This is a genomic window from Paracoccus cavernae (assembly GCF_042430175.1).
Lineage (GTDB): Bacteria > Pseudomonadota > Alphaproteobacteria > Rhodobacterales > Rhodobacteraceae > Paracoccus > Paracoccus cavernae.
This window is the reverse complement of the sequence record NZ_JBHMDZ010000005.1, coordinates 12,819-38,427: the sequence shown is the minus strand read 5'-3', so window position 1 is coordinate 38,427 and position 25,609 is coordinate 12,819. Positions and strand designations below refer to the sequence as shown.

At 63.4% G+C, this 25,609-nt stretch carries 22 protein-coding genes; 13 read left to right on the top strand and 9 right to left on the bottom strand.

The genetic code is table 11. The features are described from left to right. Positions 1-334 precede the first annotated feature (334 nt). The 7 genes from ACFFUC_RS05620 (at position 335) to ACFFUC_RS05590 (ending at position 7,507) form a co-directional block, all read left to right on the top strand. Entirely contained in the window at positions 335-1,618 is a 1,284-nt protein-coding gene (locus ACFFUC_RS05620; protein WP_377684346.1) for a Zn-dependent hydrolase, read from the top strand. A gap of 64 nt (positions 1,619-1,682) precedes the next feature. After that, positions 1,683-3,134 (top strand): dihydropyrimidinase, encoded by a 1,452-nt coding sequence (hydA, locus tag ACFFUC_RS05615; protein ID WP_377684344.1) that lies wholly within the window; start codon positions 1,683-1,685, stop codon positions 3,132-3,134. A 120-nt stretch (positions 3,135-3,254) separates the two neighbouring features. Continuing rightward, a complete protein-coding gene (locus ACFFUC_RS05610; protein WP_377684342.1) occupies positions 3,255-4,037 on the top strand; it encodes an ABC transporter ATP-binding protein in 783 nt (260 codons plus the stop codon). Positions 4,038-4,055: 18 nt separating this feature from the next. Then, the gene (locus ACFFUC_RS05605; protein ID WP_377684341.1) at positions 4,056-4,919 is read left to right on the top strand and encodes an ABC transporter permease; all 864 of its coding nucleotides are present in this window, start codon (positions 4,056-4,058) and stop codon (positions 4,917-4,919) included. After that, positions 4,916-5,752 carry an ABC transporter permease gene (locus ACFFUC_RS05600; RefSeq protein ID WP_377684340.1) on the top strand — a complete coding sequence of 279 codons (837 nt, stop codon included), beginning with the start codon at positions 4,916-4,918 and terminating at the stop codon, positions 5,750-5,752. Before ACFFUC_RS05605 ends, ACFFUC_RS05600 begins: the two co-directional genes overlap by 4 nt. A gap of 35 nt (positions 5,753-5,787) precedes the next feature. Further along, positions 5,788-6,789: an ABC transporter substrate-binding protein gene (locus ACFFUC_RS05595; RefSeq protein ID WP_377684339.1), complete on the top strand. Its 1,002-nt coding sequence runs from the start codon at positions 5,788-5,790 to the stop codon at positions 6,787-6,789. 106 nt (positions 6,790-6,895) lie between these two features. After that, on the top strand, positions 6,896-7,507 hold the full coding sequence (locus ACFFUC_RS05590) for a YitT family protein (protein WP_377684337.1): 612 nt from the start codon (positions 6,896-6,898) through the stop codon (positions 7,505-7,507). A gap of 16 nt (positions 7,508-7,523) precedes the next feature. Here the strand turns inward: ACFFUC_RS05590 and ACFFUC_RS05585 are convergent, their stop codons facing one another. Both ACFFUC_RS05585 and ACFFUC_RS05580 read right to left on the bottom strand, forming a co-directional pair. Beyond that, positions 7,524-7,868 (bottom strand): arsenate reductase family protein, encoded by a 345-nt coding sequence (locus ACFFUC_RS05585; protein WP_377684335.1) that lies wholly within the window; start codon positions 7,866-7,868, stop codon positions 7,524-7,526. An 87-nt stretch (positions 7,869-7,955) separates the two neighbouring features. Continuing rightward, the gene (locus ACFFUC_RS05580) at positions 7,956-9,263 is read right to left on the bottom strand and encodes a DUF3422 family protein (RefSeq protein WP_377684333.1); all 1,308 of its coding nucleotides are present in this window, start codon (positions 9,261-9,263) and stop codon (positions 7,956-7,958) included. A gap of 168 nt (positions 9,264-9,431) precedes the next feature. Between ACFFUC_RS05580 and ACFFUC_RS05575 the strand changes: the two genes are divergently transcribed. Further along, entirely contained in the window at positions 9,432-9,947 is a 516-nt protein-coding gene (locus tag ACFFUC_RS05575; RefSeq protein WP_377684331.1) for a L,D-transpeptidase family protein, read from the top strand. Positions 9,948-10,072: 125 nt separating this feature from the next. Here the strand turns inward: ACFFUC_RS05575 and ACFFUC_RS05570 are convergent, their stop codons facing one another. The 5 genes from ACFFUC_RS05570 to ACFFUC_RS05550 form a co-directional block, all read right to left on the bottom strand. Continuing rightward, positions 10,073-11,578 carry an NAD(P)(+) transhydrogenase (Re/Si-specific) subunit beta gene (locus ACFFUC_RS05570; RefSeq protein WP_377684329.1) on the bottom strand — a complete coding sequence of 502 codons (1,506 nt, stop codon included), beginning with the start codon at positions 11,576-11,578 and terminating at the stop codon, positions 10,073-10,075. Between the two features lie 10 nt (positions 11,579-11,588). Beyond that, a complete protein-coding gene (locus ACFFUC_RS05565) occupies positions 11,589-13,163 on the bottom strand; it encodes a Re/Si-specific NAD(P)(+) transhydrogenase subunit alpha (protein WP_377684327.1) in 1,575 nt (524 codons plus the stop codon). A 165-nt stretch (positions 13,164-13,328) separates the two neighbouring features. Then, on the bottom strand, positions 13,329-13,772 hold the full coding sequence (locus ACFFUC_RS05560; RefSeq protein ID WP_377684325.1) for a methyltransferase family protein: 444 nt from the start codon (positions 13,770-13,772) through the stop codon (positions 13,329-13,331). Then, positions 13,772-15,919, bottom strand: coding sequence for a malate synthase G (locus tag ACFFUC_RS05555; RefSeq protein ID WP_377684323.1), 2,148 nt, complete (start codon positions 15,917-15,919; stop codon positions 13,772-13,774). Before ACFFUC_RS05555 ends, ACFFUC_RS05560 begins: the two co-directional genes overlap by 1 nt. Before the next feature lie 176 nt (positions 15,920-16,095). Then, a complete protein-coding gene (locus ACFFUC_RS05550; protein WP_377684321.1) occupies positions 16,096-16,881 on the bottom strand; it encodes a hypothetical protein in 786 nt (261 codons plus the stop codon). Between the two features lie 309 nt (positions 16,882-17,190). On the opposite strand from ACFFUC_RS05550, the gene pepN reads away from it, so the two are divergent. Next, positions 17,191-19,743, top strand: a complete 2,553-nt coding sequence (gene pepN, locus ACFFUC_RS05545) for an aminopeptidase N (RefSeq protein ID WP_377684319.1) — start codon at positions 17,191-17,193, stop codon at positions 19,741-19,743. 53 nt (positions 19,744-19,796) lie between these two features. After that, positions 19,797-20,693 carry a lysophospholipid acyltransferase family protein gene (locus ACFFUC_RS05540; protein ID WP_377684317.1) on the top strand — a complete coding sequence of 299 codons (897 nt, stop codon included), beginning with the start codon at positions 19,797-19,799 and terminating at the stop codon, positions 20,691-20,693. 30 nt (positions 20,694-20,723) lie between these two features. On the opposite strand, the gene proB is transcribed toward ACFFUC_RS05540, so the two are convergent. Continuing rightward, positions 20,724-21,839, bottom strand: a complete 1,116-nt coding sequence (proB, locus tag ACFFUC_RS05535) for a glutamate 5-kinase (protein WP_377684315.1) — start codon at positions 21,837-21,839, stop codon at positions 20,724-20,726. Continuing rightward, positions 21,827-22,864 (bottom strand): GTPase ObgE, encoded by a 1,038-nt coding sequence (obgE, locus tag ACFFUC_RS05530; protein WP_377684313.1) that lies wholly within the window; start codon positions 22,862-22,864, stop codon positions 21,827-21,829. The genes proB and obgE overlap by 13 nt, the downstream gene beginning before the upstream one ends. 187 nt (positions 22,865-23,051) lie before the next feature. Here obgE and ACFFUC_RS05525 point away from each other — a divergent pair, with 187 nt between their 5' ends. From ACFFUC_RS05525 to ACFFUC_RS05515, 3 genes are all read left to right on the top strand, one after another. Further along, positions 23,052-23,390 (top strand): DMT family transporter, encoded by a 339-nt coding sequence (locus ACFFUC_RS05525; protein ID WP_377684311.1) that lies wholly within the window; start codon positions 23,052-23,054, stop codon positions 23,388-23,390. A gap of 69 nt (positions 23,391-23,459) precedes the next feature. Then, entirely contained in the window at positions 23,460-24,878 is a 1,419-nt protein-coding gene (locus tag ACFFUC_RS05520) for a protein adenylyltransferase SelO (protein ID WP_377684310.1), read from the top strand. A gap of 11 nt (positions 24,879-24,889) precedes the next feature. Then, positions 24,890-25,606 carry an endonuclease/exonuclease/phosphatase family protein gene (locus tag ACFFUC_RS05515; protein WP_377684308.1) on the top strand — a complete coding sequence of 239 codons (717 nt, stop codon included), beginning with the start codon at positions 24,890-24,892 and terminating at the stop codon, positions 25,604-25,606. The last annotated feature ends 3 nt before the right edge of the window (positions 25,607-25,609 follow it).

Below are 25,609 nucleotides of genomic sequence, written 5' to 3'. Positions count from 1 at the left end.
CGCGGGAGCTTGACTGACTCTTTACCCGTGCTAGCCTGATCCTGACCAAATGGTCAATATTCGTGAGGGAATGATCGATGGTATCAAGGCAAAGGCCGACCCGAACGCGCGCAGCAGTAAGCTGCGTTCCGGCAGAGCGCGCCAAGACGCGCCCGAACAGCCCTTTGTCATCCACTCGATCCGCGCATCCGCAACCGGATTTGCGGCCCTGAGCCAAGGCTTGCCGGGCGCGCTCCCCTGTGGCCCGACAGGCTGACAGACGAAACGATAGACGGACAGACCCATTCAACCGACCGTTCGCGAGAAGACGGCGGCCAGACAGGAAGGACGGAAGATGACCAGCGACAGCGGGGCGGCTTCGGCCGATCGGACGATCGGCAGCAATATCCGGATCAACGGCGACAGGCTGTGGGCCAGCCTGATGGAAATGGCCAGGATCGGACCGGGCATTGCCGGCGGCAACAACCGCCAGACGCTGACCGATGCCGATGGCGAGGGACGCCGCCTTTTCCAGCGCTGGTGCGAAGATGCGGGCATGGTCATGAGCCTCGACCGCATGGGCAACATGTTCATGCGCCACGAGGGCGAGGATCCCGCGCTTGATCCGGTCTATATCGGCAGCCACCTTGATACCCAGCCGACCGGCGGGAAATATGACGGGGTTCTGGGTGTTCTGGCGGGGCTCGAGGTCGTGCGCGCCATCCGAGATCAGGGCATCCGTACCCGCCGCCCGATTGTCGTGACCAACTGGACCAACGAGGAAGGCGCGCGTTTCGCCCCCGCGATGATGGCCTCGGCGGTCTTCGCGGGCGAGCTGGGTTTGGAACAGGCCTATGACAAGCGCGATTCCAAGGGGCTGCGCTTTGGCGACGAACTGGTGCGGATCGGCTGGCAGGGCGACGAGACGCCCGGGGACCGCAAGATCCATGCCATGTTCGAATATCATATCGAGCAAGGTCCGATCCTCGAGGCCGAGGGCAAGGATATCGGGGTTGTGACCCACGGGCAGGGTCTGCGCTGGATCGAGTGCACGGTCACCGGCAAGGGCCAGCATACCGGCTCGACGCCGATGCGGATGCGGCGCAATGCGGGGCGCGGCCTCGCGCAGCTCACCGAGCTGGTCCACGAGATCGCGATGAAGAACCAGCCCGCGGCCGTGGGCGCGATCGGCCATATCGACGTCTATCCCAACAGCCGCAACGTCATCCCCGAGAAGGTTGTCTTCACCGTCGATTTCCGCAGCCACCTTTTGCCGGTGCTTTTGTCCATGGTCGCGGAATATCTCGGGAAAGCGCCCGAAATCTGCGCCGCGCTCGGCTGCGAGTTCAAGGCCGAGATCGTCGGACAGTTCGATCCGCCCGCCTTCGATCCCGTGCTGCTCGAGCGCATCCGTCAGGCCTCGGACGATCTCGGCTATAGCCGTATGGATATCGTTTCGGGCGCGGGTCATGACGCCTGCTGGATCAACAAGGTCGCGCCGACCGTGATGATCATGTGCCCCTGTGTCGACGGGCTTTCGCATAACGAGGCCGAAGAGATCAGCCCCGAATGGGCCGCGAAGGGGGCGGATGTGCTGTTGCGCGCCGTTCTCCAGACGGCGGAGGTTATCGGCGATTGAGGCATAGCGCGGGGGCGCTGCCCCCGCACCCCCGAGGTATTTCGATCAAAGCGAAGGAAGACGGATGAGCACGGTCATCAGGAACGGCACGATTGTCACGGCGGATCTGACCTATAAGGCAGATGTTTTGATCGAAGGAGGCAAGATCGCGGCAATCGGTCCGGGGCTGGCCGGTGACGAGGTTCTGGACGCGACCGGCTGCTATGTCATGCCCGGCGGGATTGATCCGCACACCCATCTCGAGATGCCCTTCATGGGGACCTATTCGGCCGATGATTTCGAAAGCGGCACGCGGGCCGCTTTGGCGGGAGGGACGACGATGGTGATCGATTTTGCCTTGCCCGATCCCGGCCAGAGCCTTCTGGACGCGCTCAAGGTTTGGAGCAACAAATCGGGGCGCGCCCATTGCGACTATTCCTTTCATATGGCGGTGACCTGGTGGGGGCAGCAGGTCTATGAGGAAATGGCCGAGGTTGCCGCGCGCGGCGTGACCAGCTTCAAACATTTCATGGCCTATAAAGGCGCGCTCATGGTCAATGACGACGAGCTTTTCGCGAGCTTCCGCCGCGTCGGCGATCTGGGCGGATTGGCGATGGTCCATGCCGAGAACGGCGATGTCGTGGCCGAGCTTTCGGCGCGGCTTTTGGCCGAGGGCAATACCGGTCCCGAGGCCCATGCCTATTCGCGCCCGCCTCAAGTCGAGGGCGAGGCCACCAACCGTGCCATCATGATCGCCGATATGGCGGGCGTGCCGCTTTATGTCGTCCATACCTCTTGCGAGGATGCCCACGAGGCGATCCGGCGCGCGCGTCAGGCCGGAAAGAGGGTCTGGGGCGAGCCTTTGATCCAGCATCTGACGCTCGACGACAGCGAATATGCCAATCCCGATTGGGACCATGCCGCGCGGCGCGTGATGTCGCCGCCCTTCCGCAACAAGCAGCACCAAGACAGCCTGTGGAACGGCCTGCAATCGGGTAGCCTCTCTTGCGTTGCCACCGATCATTGCGCCTTTACCACCGCGCAAAAGCGCACGGGGATCGGCAATTTCACCAAGATCCCCAACGGGACCGGCGGTCTCGAGGACCGTTTGCCGATGCTGTGGACCCATGGTGTCGGAACCGGTCGTCTGACGCCCAACGAATTCGTGGCGGTCAGCTCGACCAATATCGCCAAGATCCTCAATATGTATCCCAAAAAAGGCGCGGTTCTGGTCGGATCGGATGCGGATCTGGTGATCTGGGACCCGGATGCGGAAAAGGTGATCTCGGCAGGCGCGCAACAAAGTGCGATCGATTACAACGTCTTCGAGGGCCAACGCGTCAAGGGCCTGCCCCGCTATACGCTCAGTCGCGGGCGCGTGGCCTACCGCGAGGGCAAGATCGAGAGCCCCGAGGGCCATGGCGAATTCGTGGCCCGCGAACCCCAGCCTGCCGTCAACCGCGCGCTTTCGGCCTGGAAGGAACTGACCGCGCCGCGTCCGGTTTCGCGTTCGGGGATCCCCGCGAGCGGGGTGTGATGGCCTGCGGGGACGGCGCTGCCGTGCCGCGTTTCGGAGGTCTTGCCGTGATCACGCTGGTGCCGCGGTGGCGGCCCGACACATCCCCCGCAACTGCCGGACAAGAAAGGGAAGGCTGACGTGCAAAGCCGCAGTGTTATCCAGGCCGAAAAGGTCTCGCTGACGTTTCAGACCAATGACGGGCCGGTCCATGCGCTCAAAGACGTCGATCTCGCGATCGACAAGGGCGATTTCGTCAGCTTCATCGGCCCTTCCGGCTGCGGCAAGACGACTTTTTTGCGCACGATTGCCGCGCTCGAGCGCCCGACTTCCGGCGCGGTCATCGTCAATGGTCTTGATGCGGATGAAGCGCGGCGCGCGCGCGCCTATGGCTATGTCTTTCAGGCTCCGGGCCTCTATCCTTGGCGTACGATTGCTGGGAATATCTCGCTACCTCTTGAAATCATGGGTTTTTCAAAGGGAGATCGGAAAGAGCGTATCGACCGAGTCCTCGATTTGGTCGAGCTTTCGGGCTTTGCCGGAAAGTTTCCGTGGCAGCTTTCGGGCGGGATGCAGCAGCGCGCCTCGATCGCGCGGGCGCTGGCATTCGACGCCGATATCCTGCTCATGGACGAGCCTTTCGGCGCCTTGGACGAGATCGTGCGCGACCGGCTCAATCAGGCGGTGCTGGCGCTTTGGCGCAAGACCGGAAAGACCATCGGTTTCGTGACCCATTCCATTCCCGAGGCGGTCTATCTCTCGACCAAAATCGTTGTGATGTCGCCGCGTCCGGGCCGGATAACCCGCGTCATCGAAAGCCCGCTGCCCCCCGAGCGCCCGCTTGAAATCCGCGACACGCCCGAATTCATCGAGATCGCCCAACAGGTCCGCGAGGGGCTGCGCGAGGGGCACAGCTATGACTGACCGCAAGGGAGGCGCGGCATGAAGACGGTGCTTCCGGTTCTCGCGGTGGTCGCGGTGATCATTGCGCTCTGGTACGGGGCGGCGGTCTGGCTCAATGCGCCCTGGGCACGCGATCAGGCGGCACGGGCGGGCGAGACTTTGGGTTTTTCGCAACTGGTTTCGGCGACGATGGTGCAGGAGAGGCCTGTCCTCCCTGCCCCGCATCAGGTCGCGAAAGGTGTATGGGACGGAGTTTTCGGGCAGAAGATCACCTCGAAACGCAGCCTCGTCTGGCATTCCTGGGTCACGCTTTCGGCCACGATGGCGGGCTTTGCGATCGGCAGTCTCGCGGGGATCGCATTGGCGATCGGCATCACCCAAAGTCGGGTGATGGATCTTTCGGTCATGCCTTGGGCGGTCGCGAGCCAGACCGTGCCGATCCTCGCGATTGCACCGATGGTCATCGTGGTTTTCGCCAGCATGGGCATCACCGGACTTTTGCCCAAGGCGGTGATCGCGGCCTGGCTCTCGTTCTTTCCGGTACTCGTGGGCATGGTCAAGGGCCTGAGGACGCCCGACCGGATGCAGCTTGACCTGATGCGCTCGTGGAGCGCCCATCCCTCGCAGGTCCTTTTGCGCCTGCGCCTGCCCTCGGCGATGCCCTATCTTTTCGCGAGCCTCAAGGTGGCGATTGCGGCGGCTCTGGTCGGCACCATTGTCGGAGAACTGCCTGCGGGCGCGACCGCAGGTCTTGGCGCGCGGCTCTTGTCGGGGAGCTATTACGGGCAGACGATCCAGATCTGGTCGGCACTGTTCATGGCGGCAGCGCTGGCGGCGGTTCTGGTCATGCTGATCGGCGTGATCGAGAGGATCACCTTGAAGCGGATGGGGTTGGCGCGATGACGGGGGCTTTGTCGATGGCGGCCGTCTGGGTCGCGGCCTTCTGGCTCAACATCCGGCTGGCACGGCGCGAGGGCCCGCTTTACGCCTTTCTCGTCGCGGCGATCTTTGGCGCGACGGTGCTGGTGTTGTGGGAAATGGCCGTGCGCCTTTACCAGATCCCCAATGTCATCCTTCCGGCGCCAAGCGCGATCTGGCAGGCATTTCTGGGCAATCTTCCGCTGCTGTGGGGCGATTTTGTCCAGACCATCCTGAAAGGCGCGCTCTCGGGCTGGGTGCTCGGGGCTTTGGCCGCCATCGCGACCGCCATCGCCATCGACCGCAGTCCGTTTTTGCAACGCGGGCTGCTGCCGATCGGGAATTTCGTCGCTGCCCTGCCGATCGTCGGCATCGCCCCCATTCTGGTGATGTGGTTCGGCTTCGACTGGCAGTCCAAGGCCGCCGTCGTTGTGGTCATGGTCTTTTTTCCGATCCTCGTGAACATGGTCGCGGGGCTTGCTGCCACCGATGCGCTGCAGCGTGACCAGATGGCGACATGGAATGCGGGCTATTGGCAATCCTTGTGGAAGCTGCGCCTGCCCGCCGCCATGCCCTTCCTTTTCAACGGGCTCAAGATCACGACGACCCTTGCGCTGATCGGTGCGATTGTCGCCGAGTTTTTCGGCAGCCCGACGCGGGGCATGGGCTTTCGGATATCGACTTCGGTCGGACAGTTGAACATGGCTCTGGTCTGGGCCGAGATTGCCGTGGCGGCGGTCTCTGGGACCGCTTTTTATGGAATTGTCGCGTGGATCGAGAAAAAGGTGACCTTCTGGCACCCCTCGCAGCGCCAATAACGGGCGAAACCGCCCCTCAACAGTGGAGAGCAAGGATGAAGAAGTTCCTGACCGGTACGACCCTTTCGGCCGCTTGCGCTATTGGTTTCGCCAGCGGTGCCTTTGCCGCCGACGACCTGAGCCTTCAGCTCAAATGGGTCACCCAAGCCCAGTTCGCGGGCTATTATGTCGCCAAGGACAAAGGCTTTTACGACGAGGAAGGCCTGAACGTCACCATCAAACCGGGCGGCCCCGATATCGCGCCGGTGCAGGTTCTGGCCGGCGGCGGCGCAGATGTGACCATCGAATGGATGCCCGCAGCGCTTGCCGCCCGCGAAAAAGGCCTGCCCATCGTCAATATCGCCCAGCCTTTCAAGAAATCGGGGATGATGCTGACCTGCCTCAAGGAAAGCGGGGTCGCCGACCCCAAGAGTGACTTCAAGGGCAAGACCCTTGGCGTCTGGTTCTCGGGCAACGAATACCCGTTCCTGAGCTGGATGAACCATCTCGGCCTTTCGACGGATGGCGGGGCGGATGGGGTAACGGTCCTCAAACAGGGGTTCAACGTCGATCCCTTGCTGCAAAAGCAGGCCGCCTGCATTTCGACCATGACCTATAACGAATATGGTCAGGTGCTGGATGCGGGGATCAAGCCCGAGGATCTCGTGAACTTCAAATATGACGATCAGGGCGTCGCGACGCTGGAAGACGGGATCTATGTGCTCGAAGAAAAGCTCAAGGATCCCGCGATGGAGGACAAGCTTGCGCGCTTTGTCCGTGCTTCGATGAAGGGCTGGAACTATGTCAAGGAACACCCTGAAGAAGCAGCGGAAATCGTGATCGAGAATGACGAGACCGGCGCCCAGACCCTCGAGCACCAGACCTATATGGCGACCGAGATCGCCAAGCTTCTCGAAGGCTCGACCGGCGCTTTGGACGAGGCCGATTACCAGCGTACCGTCGCGACCCTGCTGTCGGGCGGATCGGATCCGGTGATCTCGAAAGAGCCCGCGGGCGCATGGACCCATGCCGTCTCGGACAAGGCTTTCGCGCAGTAGGCTTCGCCTGCCGACGCGACCGAAGGACCGGAGCGCCGCCTTTGACGCGGCGCTCCGTTTTCGTTCAGCGCTTGCAGAGCCGCGCGCTCCGGCATAGGGCAAGGGCATGAGCGATACCCCGAACGAGCCGAAAAAGCATACATTCATCGAGGATGCCCAAGGGCTTGCCTATGGCAGCTTCATGGCCTCGATCGGTGTTCTGATCCTGACCCATCTGGGCTTCGTCACCGGCCAGACGGCGGGACTGGCCGTGATGATTTCCTATGCCACGGGCTATGGTTTCGCGCCGATCTTCTTTCTGGTGAACCTGCCTTTCTACTGGCTGGGCTATCGCCGTTTCGGGCTGGGCTTTACCATCAAGAGCTTTATCGCGGTCGCGCTTTTGTCGGTTCTGGTCGCCACCCTGCCCTCGGAAATCAGCTTCGCGCATCTTGATCCGCTGGTCGGCGCGGTGCTCTTCGGCTTTCTGACCGGCTCGGCGCTGCTCGCGCTGTTCCGGCACGGGGCCTCGCTTGGCGGTATCGGGATCGTCGGGCTTTATCTTCAGGACAAGACCGGCTTTCGCGCGGGCTGGACCCAGCTGATTTTCGACGCTTGCCTATTTGCATGGGCCTTTGCGATCCGCGACTGGCAGACGGTTGCCTGGTCGTTCCTCGGGGCGCTGGTGGTCAATCTCGTCATCGCGATCAACCACCGCCGCGACCGCTACGTCGTCTGAGGACAGCTGCCTCCGGTCAAACCGGCACGCCAAGCGCGCGTTTGACATTGGCGGTCCAGCCCAGATAGCGCTGATCGCCGGCCATGATGGCGGGGCGTTTGATCAGCGAAGGCTTGGCCTCCAGCATCTCGACGGGCGTTTTGGCGCGCTCGTCCTCTTTCATGCCGCGCCATGTCAGGCTGGCCCGATTGACGAGTTTCTCGCCGAATTCATCGGAAAGAGCGGACCATTCCTGCGTGGAAAGCGGTGCGGTCTTCACATCGCGGAAGGTCACGCTCCACCCTTCGGCCTCAAGCGCGGCCTGCGCCTTCTGGCAGGTCGAGCAATGGGCCAGCCCGTAGATTTTCAGCTCTTTCGACATATCGGCTCCTTGGTATTGACGGGGCGACTGTGCCAAGGGCCGGACGGGAAGTCGAGGGGGGCATCCCCCCTCGGGACAGGTTCGGGCCTAGTGGCCGGATTTGTCGTCCTCGTCGTGGATGCGGGCCTTGATGCGGCGCATGCTGTACCAGACCGCAAGGATGACCACAGGCGTCAGCGCCGCGATCAGCACGCCTTTCTCGACGCCGATCTTTTCGGCGAAAGGATAAAGCGCATAGCCGAGCAGCCCGACCGCGTAATAGCTGATCGCAAAGACCGAGAGCCCCTCGACCGTGTGCTGGAGCCGCAATTGCAGATCGGCGCGGCGGTCCATGCGGCGCATGACCTCCTGGTTTTGCTCGCTGCGCTGGACATCGACGCGGGTACGCAACAGCTCACCCGCCCGTTCCGTCCGGTCGAGCAAAGCCTTGAGCCGCATTTCGGCCGATTTCGCGGTCCGCATCGCGGGGGCATAGCGGCGCGCCATGAACTCTGTCAGCATCTGGCGGCCCATAAAGCGGGTTTCGCGCAGAACCTTGATGCGGTCCATGACGATGGCCTCATAGGCGGCCGTCGCACCAAAGCGGAAGCTGTGCTGGGTCGCGGCTGCCTCGAGGCGCGAGGAGACCGACAGAAGATCCTGAAGCGTGGTCTCGGGCGAGCGGCTGTCGTCGCTCATGCCCTGCACGATCCGCGTGAGCTGCGGATCCAGCGCATTGAGCTGCTGCGTCAGATCGCGCGCCCGCCCGAGCCCGAGCATCGACATTGAACGATAGGTCTCGAGCTCGAGGATCCTTTGCACGGTGCGGCCGATCCGGCCCGGCCCGACGCCCGGCCGGACAAAGACCGCGAAGCGCATGAAGCCCGCCGGATCGATGCGGAAATCGCCCGCGACAATGGCGGATTCCTCGAGCACCCAGACCGCCGCCATGGAATCGCGGGCGAACCATTGGTTGAGCTTGGGCATGATCTCCTCCGGCTCTTCCGGCAGGGTCTCGACCTGGATCATCACGGCGGTGAGGCGCTTGCCGGGGGCGGCACGCTGCCAATCCTCGGGGAAGACTTCGGCAGCGGCGGGATCGAAGGGCCGCTGCGGCACGCCCGGCGTGAAGGCGGCATAGGTCACGAATTCGGTATGGCTTTCCCAGCGCAGCTCGTAGCGGCCAAGCTGGGCCGCAAAATGGCCCGCCGAAGTATCGGGGCGCGGCACGCCGTGGCGGTGGCAAAGATCGCTCAGATGTTCGGTGTCGCGGCTGCGGTCGCGGTTCGCGGCGTCATGCGGCTCCTTGAAGGCCAGAAAAACGGCCGTGCAAGGGGCCGTCAGCCGCGGCGAGGGCCGTGCATGCAGCTCGTTGACGAGATTATAGCGCTGGGGATGTTCGTCCGAGGGGTCCATGACGCGAGGTTACCGCCTTCTGCAGAAATAGAAAAACTCAAAACACATCACTCTTTCAACGCCCGCCGTCAACGCGGTTCCTGTACATCAGACATTCGTGATAGCCACCCCATTGCACCTTGATCGGGCAGACGGCAAATTAAGAAAAAATCGGGACAGTTGAGCGGCATGACAGTTTTCACGCGCAGAACACTTCTGGCAGGCAGCGCGCTTGCCATTTTGGCCGCCTGCAGCGGTCCGAGCAAGTTCAAAACCTATGACGGCCCGCCGGTCACCTCCATTCTGGTGAACAAGGGTGCGCGCAAGATGTACATGCTGAGCGGCAACCGCGCGATCAAGGTCTACGACATCGGCCTCGGCACGGTGCCGGTCGGGCACAAGAATTTCGAGGGCGACGGCAAGACCCCCGAGGGGCGTTACTTCATCGACCGCCGCAACCCCAACAGCCGCTACCACCTCTCGGTCGGGGTCTCCTATCCCAATGATCAGGACCGTGCTTTCGCCAATGGCATGGGGCTCGCGCCGGGCGGCGACATCTTCATTCACGGTCAGGGCCCTGAGGGGCAGATCCTCTCGAAACAGCGCCGCGACTGGACCGTCGGCTGTATCGCGGTGACCGATGAAGAGGTCGAAGACATTTACGCCATGGTCCGCGACGGCACCCCGATCATCATCACCGCCTGATCGGGGCGCGATGCTCCGGACGAAATGGCGGAGCGGCATTGGATGGCGCGCGACAGTTTCCCCCGCTCTTTCGCAACGAAAAAGGCCCCGCAATTGCGGGGCCTTTGTTTGTACGATCGCGGAGATCAGTCGATCATCGGCAACAGCGCGTCGATCGATTTCTTGGCGTCGCCGTAGAACATGCGGGTGTTCTCTTTGTAGAAGAGCGGGTTCTCGATGCCCGAGTAACCGGTGCCCTGCCCGCGTTTCGACACGAAGACCTGCTTGGCTTTCCACACTTCCAGAACCGGCATGCCGGCGATGGGCGAGTTGGGATCTTCCTGCGCGGCGGGGTTCACGATGTCGTTCGAGCCGATGATGATGACCACGTCGGTATTGGGGAAGTCCTCGTTGATCTCGTCCATTTCCAGAACGATGTCGTAGGGAACTTTCGCCTCGGCCAGCAGCACGTTCATATGGCCCGGCAGACGGCCCGCGACCGGATGGATCGCGAAGCGGACGTTCTTGCCGCGCGCGCGCAGCTTGCGGGTCAGCTCGGACACCGATTGCTGGGCCTGCGCCACGGCCATGCCGTAGCCCGGAACGATGATGACGCTGTCGGCATCGTTGAGCGCTGCCGCCACGCCTTCGGCGTCGATTGCGACCTGCTCGCCCTCGATCTCCATCGCGGGACCCTGCTCGCCGCCGAAGCCGCCGAGGATCACGCTCAGGAAGTCGCGGTTCATCGCCTTGCACATGATATAGGACAGGATCGCGCCCGAAGAGCCGACCAGCGCGCCCACGACGATCAGCAGATCGTTGCCGAGCGTGAAGCCGATGGCCGCAGCCGCCCAGCCCGAATAGCTGTTGAGCATCGAGACCACGACCGGCATGTCGGCGCCGCCGATGCCCATGATCAGGTTGTAGCCGATGAAGAAGGCGCAAACCGTGACCAGCAGCAGCATCAGCGTCGGAGAACCGATATCCGCACAGTAGAGCACGCCGAAAAGCAGCGAGAGCAGAGCCACGATCAGGTTGGTCATCTGGCCGCCCGGCAGCTTCTTCGGCTTGCCGTCGATGCGGCCGGCGAGCTTGCCGAAAGCCACGATCGAGCCGGTGAAGGTCACCGCGCCGATGAAGATGCCGAGAAAGACCTCGACCTTGAGCATCGCCAGTTCGGCCGGCGTTTTGCTGGCCAGAACCGTCGCGAAACCGCCGAGATTCTGGAGCTGGTTCTGCAGCTTCTCGATCAGGGCCGGATCATTGGCTGCGGCGTTCAGAAGCGCCTCGGGGGCAAGCTGGTCGCGCAGGTTGATCAGCCAGTTCAGCTCGAACTGGGCGTTGAAGCCGATGAAGACCGCAGCAAGGCCGACAAGGCTGTGCATTGCCGCGACAAGCTGCGGCATCTCGGTCATCTGGACGCGTTTAGCCACGACCCAACCGGCGCTGCCGCCGATGGCGAGCATCAGCACGGTCAGCCACCAGTTGCCGGCACCGGGGCCGAAAACCGTCGCGACAACCGCAAGCGCCATGGCTGCAATCCCGTACCAGACCGCGCGTTTGGCGCTTTCTTGTCCGGACAGGCCGCCGAGCGACAGGATGAAAAGAACGGCAGCAACCACATAGGCTGCCGTGGTAAATCCGAATTCCATCATCCCCTCCTTACGAGCGCTGGAACATGGCGAGCATCCGGCGCGTCACCATGAAACCGCCGAAGATATTGACCCCGGCCATCAGAACCGAAAGCGCAGCCAGAACGATAACCAGGCCGGAGCCCGAACCGATCTGAAGGACCGCGCCGACGATGATGATCGACGAGATCGCATTGGTGATCGCCATCAGCGGCGTGTGCAGCGAATGGCTGACGTTCCAGATCACCTGGAAGCCGACGAAGCACGAGAGTACGAAGACGATGAAATGGGCGAGGAAGGACGGCGGCGCGAACATGCCGACCAGCAGCATCAGCACCGCGCCGGCCACCAGAAGCGTCACCTGCGTCTTGGTCTGCGCCTTGAATGCCGCGATTTCCTTGGCGCGCTTCTCCTCGGGCGTCAGCTCTTTGGCCTTTTCCTTGGGTTTCTGCGCGGCAATCGCGGCCACTTTCGGCGGCGGCGGCGGCCAGGTCACATCGCCGTCAAAGGCAACGGTCGAGCCGCGGATGACATCGTCTTCCATGTTCTGGACGATGGAGCCGTCTTTGCCGGGGGTAAGGTCCGCCAGCATGTGGCGGATGTTGTTTCCATAAAGTTCAGAGGCTTGCGTCCCCATCCTCGACGGAAAATCGGTATAGCCGATGATGACCACACCGTTCTCGGTGACGAAACGCTCGTCGGGAACGGTCAGCTCGACGTTGCCGCCGCGCTCTGCCGCGAGATCGACAATCACCGAGCCGCGCTTCATGTTGTCGACCATGTCGCGCGTCCACAGGACCGGCGCATCGCGGCCGGGGATCAGCGCGGTGGTGATGACGATATCCATCTCGGGCGCAAGCTCGCGGAATTTCTTGAGCTGCGCTTCGCGGAATTCGGGGCTCGAGGGGGCCGCATAACCGCCCGTCGTCGCGCCGTCGGTCTGGGCCTCGGCGAAATCGAGATAGACGAATTCCGCGCCCATCGATTCAATCTGCTCGGCCACTTCGGGACGCACGTCGAAAGCATAGACCTGCGCGCCAAGCGAGGTCGCCGCCCCGATCGCGGCGAGACCGGCCACGCCCGCGCCGACGATCAGCACTTTGGCCGGCGGCACCTTGCCCGCAGCCGTCACCTGACCGGTGAAGAAGCGGCCGAAATTGTTCGCAGCCTCGATCACAGCGCGGTAGCCCGCGATATTAGCCATGGACGACAAAGCGTCCATTTTCTGCGCGCGCGAAATCCGCGGCACCATATCCATCGCGATCGCGGTGATGCCCTGCTTGCGCGCAAGCTCCAGCAGATCCGGATTCTGCGCCGGCTGGAAATAGGAAATCAGCGTTTGGCCCGCACGCATCCGCTCGATCTCGTCCTCGCGCGGAGGACGGACCTTGACCACGACATCAACGTCGCGCGTCAGATCGGCAGCCGTCGGCTCGACGGAAACACCCGCCGCCGTATAGGCCTCGTCGGTAAATCCGGCACGGGCACCCGCTCCGGATTCGACGAAGACTTCATGCCCCAGCTTTTTCAGATGGGCAGCAGAGGATGGAGTGATCGCGACCCGCGTCTCGCCATCCTGCAGCTCCTTTAACGCTCCGACTTTCATCGAGCCCCCCTCTTTGTGATTGTCACCGACGATCTAACATTGCTGCGTTAGCGATCACAAGTCCGCGAAAGCTATCGCAGCGCAGCAATGTTGCGCAGAAGGGTAAAATTCTTCTCGTTCTTTAGTGGTAAAAAGAGCAAAAAGCGCGCGTGTTCGCCATCCGTCCTAAAGCCAGCGTCTGACGGCGCCGCAATAACGGGCATAATCCGCGCCAAAACGCGCCGCGAGCCTTTGTTCTTCGCTCCGGATGAAAAGGTGCTTGAGCGTGAGCGCGAAGACCGGAAGAAGCACGAGGCCTGCCACGGTTTCCAGCGCCAGCATCAGACTCGCGAAGATCGCGAGATCGCCGAGATAGATCGGATTGCGCGAAAAAGCGAAGGGGCCGGTCGTCACGATCGCCGCGGGAATGCGGCCGGGCATGACGCTGGTGCGGGCGCGCATCATCGTTCCGGCCGCCCAGATCATCAAAGCCGCCCCTGCCCCGAACAAAAGAAAACCTGCCACGCGAAGGATCGGCGGCAGGTTAACCGGCAGGGCCAGCCCAAGGGCAAATCCGGCGGCGCAGAAAAGCGCGAGCCAGATTTGCGGCAGCTGGAGGAGCTTCGCCATCACGCGGCGGCGATGCCCTGTTCTGCTTTGGCCTGACGGCGGCGGGCATGCAGGACCGGCTCGGTATAGCCCGACGGCTGGACGCGGCCGAGGAAGATCAGGTCGCTCGCCGCCTGGAAGGCCACGCCGTCATAGCCCGGTGCCATCGCGCGGTATGCCGGATCATTCGCGTTCTGGCGGTCGACGACGATCGCCATCTTGCGCAGGCCGTCCATGACCTGTGCTTCGGTGACGACGCCGTGCAGCAGCCAGTTGGCCAAAGCCTGGCTGGAGATCCGGCAGGTCGCGCGGTCTTCCATGAGGCCGATATCGTGGATGTCCGGCACTTTCGAGACGCCGATCCCCTGATCGACCCAGCGGACCACATAGCCGAGGATGCCCTGGCAGTTGTTTTCCACCTCGGCCTGAATCTCGGCCTCGCTATAGTTGCGGCCGCCGGCCAGCGGGATCGAGAGAAGATCGCTCAGCGCATCGGGACGCGGGTTTGCGACCAGCTCGGCCTGACGCGCGAAGACGTCGACCTGATGGTAATGGGTGGCGTGCAGGGTCGCGGCGGTCGGGCTCGGGACCCATGCGGTATTCGCTCCCGCCTGCGGATGGCCGATCTTTTCGCGAAGCATGTCCGCCATCAGATCGGGGGCCGCCCACATGCCTTTGCCGATCTGGGCCTTGCCCGAAAGGCCGGTCGTCAGACCGATATCGACGTTGCGGTTTTCATAGGCCACGATCCACGGCTTGCCCTTCATCTCGCCTTTGGCAAGCATCGGGCCGGCCTCGATCGAGGTGTGGTATTCGTCGCCGGTACGGTCGAGGAAGCCGGTATTGATGAAGGCCACGCGGTCTTTGGCTGCGCGGATGCATTCCTTGAGGTTGGCCGAGGTGCGGCGCTCTTCATCCATGATGCCGAGCTTGACGGTGTTCTTCGGCAGGCCGAGCATTTCTTCGACGCGGTCGAAGATTTCGACGGCAAAAGCCACTTCGGCGGGGCCGTGCATTTTCGGCTTCACGACATAGATCGAGCCTTTGGCCGAGTTGCGCGGACCGTCTTTCTTCAGGTCGCGCATGGCGCAAAGCGCGGTCACGGCGGCGTCGAGGATGCCCTCGTAGACCTCGTCGCCGTCGCGGTCGAGCACCGCGGGCGTGGTCATGAGATGGCCGACGTTGCGCACCAGCATCAGCGAGCGGCCCTTGAAGGACACGGCCGATCCGTCGGGCGCGGTCGCGGCCACGTCACCCAGAAGACGGCGGATCGAAGTCTTGCCGTTCTTCTCGATTTCCTCGGCGAGCGTGCCGTCCATCAGGCCGAGCCAGTTGGAATAGGCCAGCGTCTTGTCGGCGCCGTCAACGGCTGCAACCGAATCCTCGCAATCCATGATCGCCGAGATGGCGGATTCGATGATGATGTCGGAGATGCCCGCTTTGTCCTGTCCGCCGACCGGCGTCGAGGCGTCGAGGTGGATGCGCACGAGCAGGTTGTTGTTGCGCAGGAAGATATCGGTCGGCTTGGCCGCATCGCCGATATAGGCCGCGAATTTGGAAGGATCGGCCAGCGCGGGGACGAGCTTGCCCTCGACCACCGCAAAGCTTTCCACGCCGGACCAGTCGCCTGCAGCCAGCGGAGCTGCCTTGTTCAGGAAGTCGCGGCCCCAAGCGATCACGCGGGCGCCGCGCGCCGCATCATAGCCCTTGCCTGCCGGCGCATCGCCCAAGGCATCGGTGCCGTAAAGCGCGTCGTAGAGGCTGCCCCAGCGGGCATTGGCGGCATTGAGCGCATAGCGGGCATTGGTGACCGGAACCACCAGCTGCGGGCCCGCGATCGAGGCGAACTCGGGATCGGTATTGGCGGTCTCGACGGCGAAATCGCCACCGACCGGCACGAGATAGCCGATCTCTTTCAGGAAGGCCTCGTAGGCCGATTGATCAAAGGCTTTGCCGCGGTTCTGGATATGCCAGTCGTCGACGGCGGCCTGCAGACGCTCGCGCTCGGCCAGAAGGGCGCGGTTCTTCGGCCCCAATTCGTGCAGCAATGCGGAAAGGCCTTCCCAGAACTGACGCGGCTCGACACCGCTGCCGGGAAGCGCCCGATCATTGATGAAATCCGCGAGGACGGAATCAACCCTCAAACCGGCTTTCTCGACGCGCCCCATGACAATTCCTTCCATAGCACTAGACATTTGCGGTTTACCTAAGCCATGCGCCTTCGGGTTGCAACGTCAACAGTGAACAATGGTATACATTGTTTGCGCGAAGACTGTCTCAAGAATACATTGAGAATACTGGTGCTGAAAAAGCCCGACGCGGGGGCGTCGGGCCGGCTGTTCAATCAGTTGGTGGCAGGCGTCGTGGTGGTCGTTGCGGCAGGCGGCGTTGTCGATGTGGCCGGAGCGCTTGGCGTCGCCGAGCCGGTCGCATTTTCAACCGCATTGCCTACGGCTTGGGCCGCATTGTCGACCGCATTGGCGGCATCGGTGCCGAGCTCGCGTGCCGTCTCGGCCGCGGCGCCGGCCGCGTCGGATACCGCATCGACAGCGCGACCTGCCGCATCGGAGGCAGCCTCGACCGCCTGGCCGGTCGCCTCGCGGGTCGCGGTCGCGGCATTGCCCACGGCCTCTTCAACGACGGTTGCGGTCGAGGAGGCGGCTTCGGTCGCGGCCGTGCCCAGCTGTTCCGCCGCCTCACCAGCCGAAGACGCGGCATCGTCGAGCGCTTCGGTGGCGGGGCTGGTGCCCGGGCTGGTGGTCGCGCCCGAAGCCGGGCTCGCAGCGGGATCGGCTGCGGGTGCCGGAGTTACGGGTGCGGGTGTGGCGGGGGTGGTTGCCTCGGGTGCCGGTGCTGCCGGAGCGGGGCTCGGCTCGACCGGAGCGGGCGTGCTCGGTTCGGTGGTTGCGGGGGCCGTGACGGCAGCCGGTTCGGTCGTGGTCACGCCGTCTTGCTGCATGAAATACTGCAGGACGAAATAGGCCACGGCCAGAGCCAGCAGGATCCCTATGATCAGCGGCAGCGGCGAAGAGCGGCGCTCGACCGGCTCGACATAGGTTTCTACAACCGGAGGTGCCTGCTCGCCGGCGGTCTGCGACTTTTGCGAGTCATTGGGATCGATATGCGTCATATGGTGCACTCCGTATGCTGTGGTCTTTGGATGTCGTTCGGATCGGCGGCCGCGTGGAGAAGCCTCGCGGCAGGGCTATTTGCAGGACGGGTACTTGGGTGATGAAGAAGCGCTCCATCCCTTGGCCGCAAGTCCGGCGCTGTCCTTTCGGTCTTTCTGTCGGAACCCGCTCCTTCTCCGGTTCCGCGTTTTCCGGTTCCGCCGTCATGGCAGGTTGCGCAGACTTGCGAGCCGGCAGTCCTGCGGGTAACACTCCATTTCCGCACAAGTTCCGCGCCTGTGCCGATTTTTACAAGGCGGAGGTTCCTCATGACCGAAACGCATTATCTGTCCGACTGGCAGCCCTACCCGTTCAATGTTCTGGAAACGCGTCTGGAATTCGACCTTGCCCCGAAAGGGACCAAAGTCAAATCCGAGATTCGCTTTCACCGCAACTCACCCGGCGATCTGGTGCTCGACGGTGCCGGACTGCGCACCAAGGCGCTCAGGATCGACGGGCGCGAGATCGCGCCAACCGATCTGCGCCAGACCGAAAGCAGCCTGACGATCGCGCAAAGCGCTTTGCCCGAAGGCGATTTCACCTTCTCGGCCGAGGTCGAGATCGATCCCGAGGCCAATACCGCGCTCGAGGGACTTTACCTTTCGGGCGGGATTTTCTGCACGCAATGCGAGGCGGAGGGTTTCCGCCACATCACATGGTATCCCGACCGCCCCGATGTGATGGCGCCGTTCCATGTCGTGCTCCGCTCCGACAAGCCGGTGCTGCTGTCGAACGGCAATCCGGTAGCGAGCGAAAAGGGCCGCGCCGAATGGCATGATCCCTGGCCCAAGCCCGCCTATCTCTTTGCGCTGGTCGCAGGCGATCTGGTCGCAATCGACGACCATTTCACCACCCGTTCGGGCAAGCCGGTCGATCTGCATGTCTGGGTGCGTCCGGGCGATCAGGACCGCGCCGATTTCGCGATGGAGTCGCTCAAGAAGTCGATGATCTGGGACGAAGAGGTTTACGGCCGCGAATATGATCTCGATGTGTTCAACATCGTGGCGGTCGACGATTTCAACATGGGCGCGATGGAGAACAAGGGGCTGAACATCTTCAACTCCAAACTGGTTCTGTCGAGCCCCGCTACCGCCACCGATCTGGATTACGAGCGCATCGAAGGCGTGATCGCGCACGAATATTTCCACAACTGGACCGGCAACCGCATCACCTGCCGCGACTGGTTCCAGCTGTGCCTCAAGGAAGGCCTGACGGTTTTCCGCGACCAGAGCTTCACCAGCGACATGCGCTCGGCCGCGGTCAAGCGCATCAGCGATGTCCAGACCCTGCGCGCGCGGCAGTTCCGCGAGGATCAAGGCCCCCTCGCCCATCCGCCGCGTCCCGACCACTTTCAGGAAATCAACAATTTCTACACCGCCACCGTCTATGAAAAGGGCGCCGAGATCATCGGCATGCTCAAGCGGCTGGTAGGCGACGAAAACTACCGCAAGGCGCTGGATCTCTATTTCGAGCGTCACGACGGTCAGGCCTGCACGATCGAGGACTGGCTTGCGGTCTTCCATGACGCGACGGGCCGCGATCTGACGCAGTTCAAGCATTGGTACACCGATGCCGGCACGCCGCAGCTGACCATGATCGAGGATTGGCAAGACGGGCACCTGCGCCTGACCTTCCGTCAGGAAACCCCCGCGACCCCCGGCCAAAGCCACAAGCCGCCGCGCGTCATTCCGATCGCGATCGGCCTTATCAGCCCCAATGGCGACGAGGTTCTGCCCACGACCGTGTTGGAGATGACCGAGGCCGAGCAGAGCTTTGTCTTCCGTGATCTGGGCGCGCGTCCGGTCGTGTCGCTGCTGCGCGGCTTCTCGGCGCCGGTGATCATCCGCCGCGAGATTTCGGCCGACGACCAGGCGCTGCTTTTGGCGCATGACACCGATGCCTTCACCCGTTGGGAGGCAGGCCATGATCTTGCGCTTGCCGCGCTGATGGCTCTGGCGACGGGCGGCGAGGCATCGGCGGGCTACAGCGATGCGATTGGCGCGCTTTTGGCCCATGCCGAGACCGATCCCGCCTTCACCGCGCTTTGCCTTGCCCTTCCGGGCGACGACGCGATTGCAACTGCGCTCGCGGCGCGCGGGATCACGCCCGATCCCGATGCGATCCATGCTGCGCGGGAAGGGTTTGCGCGCGATCTCGCCAGCCGCCACGAAGCGGCGCTTTCGCGGATCTATGCCACGATGGCACCGGTCGGGGCCTATCGCCCCGATGCCGAAGGCGCGGCGCGGCGCAGTCTGCGCCTTGCCTGCCTCGCGCTTTTGTCCCGTCTCGACGAGGGCGACCGCGCATTGGTCCTGTTCGGTTCGGCGGAAAACATGACCGAGCGTCTGGGCGCCTTGGGCCAGTTGATCGCGGTTGGCCGCGATCAGGAAAGCCTAGCGCTCTTCCGGCAGGAATTCGCCGCGAACCGGCTGGTGATGGACAAATGGTTCATGGTGCAGCCGCATCGCGCCAGCCCCGAAACGGCCGTGGCTCGGGCCAAGGCGCTGGCCGCGCGCGATGATTTCGACTGGAAGAACCCCAACCGGTTCCGCGCGCTTCTGGGCGGTTTCTCGGCCAATCATGCGGCTTTCCATCAGGCAGACGGCTCGGGCTATGATTTCTATGCCGATTGGCTGATCAAGCTTGATCCGGTGAACCCGCAGACTGCCGCAAGGATGTGTTCGGCCTTCGAGACCTGGCCGCGCTATGAAGCGGGGCGGCGCGAGAAGGCGCGGGCCGCGCTCCAGCGGATCGCCGCGCGCGAGGGGCTTTCGCGCAACACTTCCGAAATGGTCACGCGTATCCTTGCCGCCGGCAGCTGATCGCGTCGAACAAGCGCTTGCGGGCGTTCAAGAGGCACGGCAATAATCGCCTCATGAACGCCCGTGACGACATGCAAAGCCGGATTGAGCCGCTGATCAAAGAGCGAGCCCCTTGGCTTTATTCCGGCAAATGGCATCATACATTGGCGCGCGGCAGCCTGATGGGGCTGCTCCGTTATCCCCAGACTTTGGACCTCGCGGCGGAATACCGCGACCTGCCGACAGAGGAATTCATGCGCCGCCTCGCGATGCTGACGGTGCGCGACATGATCGTCGACGGGATCGAGCATATTCCTCTGGGCGGCCCCGCCCTGATCGTCGCGAACCATCCGACCGGAATTGCCGATGGCGTGGTGCTGAACCACCTGATTTCCGCGTTGCGCGGCGATCTTTTCATCTATGCCAACCACGACATCCTGCGCGTGCTGCCGCAAATGGAGACGCTGATCGCGCCGGTCGAGTGGCGGCAGGAAAAGCGCAGCCATGCCAAGACGCGGCAGACGATGGATTACACGCGCGCGGCGCTCGAGCGCGGGCGGATCGGGTTGATTTTCCCTTCGGGACGCCTTGCGAAACGGCGCGGGCTGACCCTGCACGAGCGGCCCTGGATGGCGAGTGCGGCAATGATCGCGCGCAAATTCGGGGTGCCGGTCATTCCGCTCAGGATCAGGGCGCGCAATTCCGCGCTGTTCTACCTGCTCGACGCGATTCATCCGACCATGCGCGACGTGACTTTGTTCAACGAGATCCTGAACAAGGCGGGCCAGACCTACCGCATCACCATCGGCGCGCCGATCGATCCGGCGAGCCTGCCAAACCGCAGCGAAGAAGGCATCGAGGCTCTGCGCGCAGCTGTCCTCAGCCTGCCCGAGCCCGGCGAAGGAGCCCTGCGTCTCAAGCAGCTCCGGCGGATGGAGAACCACAGGCTGGCCTCGGTCCGGCCAGCCTGATTGTCGTTGAAGCGGCCAAGCGCTCGGGGCTTAGCCGATCACCATATCGTCGCGGTGGATCAGCGCCGCACGGCCCGGATAGCCCAGAATGGCGGTGATCTCGTCGCTGCGGTGGCCTGCGATGCGGCGCGCTTCCTCGGCGGAATAGCGCATCAGGCCGCAGCCCGCGCGATTGCCCTGACGGTCGAGGATCACCACCGGTTCGCCGCGACCGAAATCGCCCGAAACCACGGTGACGCCCGCAGGCAGAAGCGACTTCCCGCGTCCCAACGCGGCGGCTGCCCCGTCGTCGACGGTGACCTCGCCCTTGGGCTTCATCGCGGCAATCCAGCGTTTGCGCGCGGCATGCGGGTCGGATTCGGGCAGGAACCAAGTCACTCTTGCGCCCGCCGCCACCGCAGACAGCGGATTGAGCACCGAGCCCTCGGCAATCGCCATGGCGCAACCGCCGGCCACGGCGGTGCGCGCGGCCATCAGCTTGGTCTTCATCCCGCCTTTGGAAAGGCCGGAGACCGGATCGCCGCCCATGGCGTCGATCTCGGGGGTGATGTGTTCGACCAGCGGCAAATGGACCGCCGAGGGATCGGTCTTGGGATTGGCGGTGTAAAGCCCGTCGACATCCGAGAGCAGCAAAAGCTGGTCCGCCCCGCAGGTCACCGCGATTTGCGCCGCCAGACGGTCGTTGTCGCCGTAGCGGATCTCGTCGGTGGCCACGGTGTCGTTTTCGTTGACGATCGGCACGACCCCCAGACCCAGAAGCGTCTGCATCGTCGCGCGGCTGTTGAGATAGCGGCGACGGTCGGTGGTGTCGTCCAAAGTCAGCAAAAGCTGCGCGGTCTTCACCCCATGCGGGGCCAAAGCCTCTTCATAGGCGCGCGCCAGACGGATCTGGCCCACGGCGGCAGCCGCCTGCGATTGCTCGAGGCTGAGCGCGCCCGCAGGCAGATCCAGAACCTTGCGGCCAAGCGCGATCGCGCCCGAGGAGACCAGCACGACATTTGTGCCACGCTGGCGCGCCTCGGCGACATCGTCGCAAAGTGCGCGCAGCCATTCGCCCTTCAGCCCCTCGGGGCCGACCAGTAGCGCCGAGCCGATCTTGACGACCAGCAGGCGGGCCTGTGCAAGATCGGGGATCAGGGTTGCCATTTCGTGGGTTCCAAAACTTCTTCGGCGGTCGGGCCGCGCGTCGGTTCGATCTCGGTCCAGAGGCTGCGCAGAACCTCGGTGACGCCGGTGCGGGCCACGCCCGACATGGTCAGGACCGGCCCGCCGACCTCGGCCTCGAGCGCGGCTTTCGCCTCGGCGAGGGTTTCGTCGTCCAAGGCGTCCACCTTGTTGAGAACCGTCACCCGCGGCTTTTCGGCCAGCAGCGGCGAATAGGCCTCGAGCTCGTTCAGAATAGTGCGCGCATCGCCCGCCACATCCTCGGATGTACCGTCAACCAGATGCAAAAGCACGGCGCAGCGCTCGATATGGCCGAGGAACTGGTCGCCCAGACCGCGCCCTTCGGAGGCGCCCTCGATCAGGCCCGGAATATCGGCCACAACGAATTCATGCCCGTCGACACCGACAACCCCGAGATTGGGATGCAGCGTGGTGAAGGGATAATCCGCGATTTTCGGCCGCGCATTCGAGACAGCCGACAGGAAGGTCGATTTGCCCGCATTCGGCAGGCCCAAAAGCCCCGCATCCGCGATCAGCTTGAGACGCAGCCAGATCGTGCGTTCGATCCCCGGCAGGCCCGGATTGGCGTGACGCGGCGAGCGGTTGGTCGAGCTTTTGAAATGGAGGTTGCCGAAACCGCCGTTGCCGCCCTTGGCCAACAGCACGCGCTGCCCCGCCTCGGTGAGATCCGCGATTACGGTCTCCTGATCCTCGTCGAGGATCTCGGTTCCGGTCGGGACCCGCAAAACGATGTCGTCGCCGCTCGCACCGGTGCGCTGCGAGCCCATGCCGTGCACGCCCGAGCGTGCAAAGAAGTGCTGCTGGTAGCGGAAATCGATCAGCGTGTTCAGCCCGTCCACGGCCTCGGCCCAGACATCGCCGCCGCGTCCGCCGTCGCCGCCATCCGGCCCGCCGTATTCGATGAATTTCTCGCGCCGGAACGAGACGCAGCCCGCGCCGCCCCCGCCCGAGCGAATGTATACCTTTGCCAGGTCTAGGAATTTCATGTTGTTCCCGTCCAATCTTGCCGGGACAATGCCCTTAGCCCGTTAATCCCTTGCGATACGCGCTCGACCGCCCACGATCAAGTGCCGGCGCAACAGCCGCACGACCCTTGGCGCAGGCCAGCGCAATCGCTCTTGACTTACCCGCATTGCGGAGGTCAAGCAAACCAAGGTCTATAAGGAGCCTTTGATGTCGATTTCAACCTTTTTCACGTTGATGCTCGCCATCGTGCTTGAAGTAATCGGCACAACCTTCCTGCAAAAGTCCGAGCAATTCACCAAATTGGTGCCGACGATGGTGACATTGCTGTGTTACGGCTGCTCCTTCTATGTGCTCACGCTGGTGCTGCGCAGCATGCCGCTCGGCCTGACCTATGCGATCTGGAGCGGGCTCGGCATGGTTCTGGTCGCGACCGTCGGCTATTTCGCCTTCGGGCAAAAGCTCGATCTGGCGGCGGTTTGCGGCCTTGGACTGATCATCGCGGGCGTCCTCGTGATCAATCTTCTGTCCAATTCGGCATCACATTAAAGCGCCCGACGCGCCGCACTCTTTCCTTTTGTCCAAGGCTTCCTAGATTGTGCAGTGGAAGGAGACAGGATGATCCGCTTCGACAACAGCTATGCGCGGCTGCCCTCCGGGTTTTTCACCCGGACAGCACCCACGCCAGTTCGTGATCCCAGCCTGATTGCCGTGAACGAGGAACTCGCGGCCGATCTCGGGATCGATGCCGGTTGGCTCTCGGGACCGGAAGGTCTGGCCATGCTTTCTGGCAACGCCCTGCCCGACGGCGCGACGCCGATCGCGCAGGCCTATGCCGGCCACCAGTTCGGCGGGTTTGTCCCGCAACTCGGCGACGGCCGCGCCGTTCTTTTGGGCGAGATCGTCTCGCCTGCTGGACAGCGCTTCGATATCCAGCTCAAAGGCGCGGGCCCCACGCCCTTCTCGCGGCGCGGCGACGGCCGTGCCTGGCTCGGGCCGGTTCTGCGCGAATATCTCGTGAGCGAATTCATGGCCGCGATGGGCGTGCCGACGACGCGTGCGCTTGCCGCCGTCTCGACCGGTGAAATCGTCATCCGCGAAATGGCCTATCCCGGCGCGATCCTGACCCGCGTCGCCTCGAGCCATATCCGTGTCGGCACATTCGAATTTTTCGCGGCGCGCGGCGATACGGAGCGGCTGCGGCTTTTGATGCAGACCGTGATCGCGCGCCATTATCCGCAGGCCAAAGGCGCGCTCGATCTGCTCGATGCGGTGATCCGCGCACAGGCGGCAACGATTGCGCATTGGATGGCACTAGGCTTTATCCACGGGGTCATGAATACCGACAACATGGCGGTGTCGGGCGAGACGATCGACTACGGTCCATGCGCTTTTATGGATGAATATCATCCGGATAAAGTATTTTCTTCGATAGATTCGAGAGGTCGGTACGCATGGTCCGAACAGCCGCAAATCGCGGTCTGGAACCTGGCACAACTGGCAAGCTGCCTCGTGCCGCTGATGGGCGAAGACCTCGAAGCTGCGGTCGAGGATGCGACCCGCGTCGTCCATACCTTCCCCGCGATCTATCAGGACGAATGGCTCAAGCGCTTTGCCGCCAAGCTGGGCATCAGCCGGCCCCGCCCCGAGGACCGCAGCCTGATCGAGGTGCTTTTGACACAAATGGCCGCCCAAAACGCCGATTTCACCCGCGTCTTCGCGGGACTGGCCGACGGGACTGCCGCAGCGGAATTCGCCGACCCCGCAGGCTTTGCCCAATGGGAGAAGCTTTGGCTCGATCGGATCGCCTCCGAAGCCGATCCGAAAGCGGTCATGCGCCGTGCCAATCCCCTCCGCATCCCGCGCAACCACCAGATCGAGGCCGCGATCTCCGAGGCGCGCGACGGGAACTTCGCGCTTTTCCACAAGTTGGACCGTGCCTTGCGCACCCCACATGAGGCTCGGGCGGAATGGGACGCGCTATCGCTCGCACCAACGCCCGACGAGGTGGTGCGCCGGACATTTTGCGGGACCTGATCGGTGAAGACATGACGGAAACGGCACGGACGGAACCTGCCCAAACGCTGCGTTTGGCCAGCTACAATCTGCACAAATGCCGCGGCGTGACCGGCCCCCATTGCCCCGAGCGCAATCTCGAAGTGATCGCCGCGCTCGATCCCGATGTCATCGCGCTGCAGGAGGTCGATTTCCGCTTCGGTGCGCGCCCAGAAGCGCTGCCGCGCGGGCTGATCAAGGAAATGACCGGCCTCGTGCCCGCGCCCTTTTTCGGAACGGGCGAAAACTCGCTCGGCTGGCATGGCCAAACCATTCTTTTGCGCCCAGAACTGGCCGAGCAAGCCGCGATCCGGCGTCTCCCCCTGCCGGGCCTCGAGCCGCGCGGGGCCCTGGCCCTGAGGCTGCCGGGGCTGACGGTCGTTGCGGTCCATCTTGGCCTCATGCGCTCGTCGCGTCGTGCGCAGCTTGCGCGGATTGTCTCGCAGGCGGCACGTATTGGCGGCTCCGAACTGGTTCTGACCGGCGATTTCAACGAATGGCGCGACAAACGCGGGCTCGAAGCGCTCGACCCGCTTCATGTCATTACCCCCGGCCCCAGCTGGCCCGCCCCCTTCCCGCGTCTGCGCTATGACCGGCTGGCAGTCTCGCCGGGGATCCGCGTGGACGACAGCGGAGTCTTTGTCACGCCCATCGCCCGCATCGCCTCGGACCATCTGCCGATCTGGGCGGATCTGACACTGCGCAGTTGATAG

What these genes read in the sequence shown, in the direction of transcription:
- ACFFUC_RS05620 (WP_377684346.1), top strand. Translation starts at nt 335, where the DNA reads ATGACCAGCGACAGCGGGGCGGCTTCGGCCGATCGGACGATCGGCAGC.
- hydA (WP_377684344.1), top strand. Translation starts at nt 1,683, where the DNA reads ATGAGCACGGTCATCAGGAACGGCACGATTGTCACGGCGGATCTGACC.
- ACFFUC_RS05605 (WP_377684341.1), top strand. Translation starts at nt 4,056, where the DNA reads ATGAAGACGGTGCTTCCGGTTCTCGCGGTGGTCGCGGTGATCATTGCG.
- ACFFUC_RS05600 (WP_377684340.1), top strand. Translation starts at nt 4,916, where the DNA reads ATGACGGGGGCTTTGTCGATGGCGGCCGTCTGGGTCGCGGCCTTCTGG.
- ACFFUC_RS05595 (WP_377684339.1), top strand. Translation starts at nt 5,788, where the DNA reads ATGAAGAAGTTCCTGACCGGTACGACCCTTTCGGCCGCTTGCGCTATT.
- ACFFUC_RS05590 (WP_377684337.1), top strand. Translation starts at nt 6,896, where the DNA reads ATGAGCGATACCCCGAACGAGCCGAAAAAGCATACATTCATCGAGGAT.
- ACFFUC_RS05585 (WP_377684335.1), bottom strand. Translation starts at nt 7,868, where the DNA reads ATGTCGAAAGAGCTGAAAATCTACGGGCTGGCCCATTGCTCGACCTGC.
- ACFFUC_RS05580 (WP_377684333.1), bottom strand. Translation starts at nt 9,263, where the DNA reads ATGGACCCCTCGGACGAACATCCCCAGCGCTATAATCTCGTCAACGAG.
- ACFFUC_RS05575 (WP_377684331.1), top strand. Translation starts at nt 9,432, where the DNA reads ATGACAGTTTTCACGCGCAGAACACTTCTGGCAGGCAGCGCGCTTGCC.
- ACFFUC_RS05570 (WP_377684329.1), bottom strand. Translation starts at nt 11,578, where the DNA reads ATGGAATTCGGATTTACCACGGCAGCCTATGTGGTTGCTGCCGTTCTT.
- ACFFUC_RS05565 (WP_377684327.1), bottom strand. Translation starts at nt 13,163, where the DNA reads ATGAAAGTCGGAGCGTTAAAGGAGCTGCAGGATGGCGAGACGCGGGTC.
- ACFFUC_RS05560 (WP_377684325.1), bottom strand. Translation starts at nt 13,772, where the DNA reads ATGGCGAAGCTCCTCCAGCTGCCGCAAATCTGGCTCGCGCTTTTCTGC.
- ACFFUC_RS05555 (WP_377684323.1), bottom strand. Translation starts at nt 15,919, where the DNA reads ATGGGGCGCGTCGAGAAAGCCGGTTTGAGGGTTGATTCCGTCCTCGCG.
- ACFFUC_RS05550 (WP_377684321.1), bottom strand. Translation starts at nt 16,881, where the DNA reads ATGACGCATATCGATCCCAATGACTCGCAAAAGTCGCAGACCGCCGGC.
- pepN (WP_377684319.1), top strand. Translation starts at nt 17,191, where the DNA reads ATGACCGAAACGCATTATCTGTCCGACTGGCAGCCCTACCCGTTCAAT.
- ACFFUC_RS05540 (WP_377684317.1), top strand. Translation starts at nt 19,797, where the DNA reads ATGAACGCCCGTGACGACATGCAAAGCCGGATTGAGCCGCTGATCAAA.
- proB (WP_377684315.1), bottom strand. Translation starts at nt 21,839, where the DNA reads ATGGCAACCCTGATCCCCGATCTTGCACAGGCCCGCCTGCTGGTCGTC.
- obgE (WP_377684313.1), bottom strand. Translation starts at nt 22,864, where the DNA reads ATGAAATTCCTAGACCTGGCAAAGGTATACATTCGCTCGGGCGGGGGC.
- ACFFUC_RS05525 (WP_377684311.1), top strand. Translation starts at nt 23,052, where the DNA reads ATGTCGATTTCAACCTTTTTCACGTTGATGCTCGCCATCGTGCTTGAA.
- ACFFUC_RS05520 (WP_377684310.1), top strand. Translation starts at nt 23,460, where the DNA reads ATGATCCGCTTCGACAACAGCTATGCGCGGCTGCCCTCCGGGTTTTTC.
- ACFFUC_RS05515 (WP_377684308.1), top strand. Translation starts at nt 24,890, where the DNA reads ATGACGGAAACGGCACGGACGGAACCTGCCCAAACGCTGCGTTTGGCC.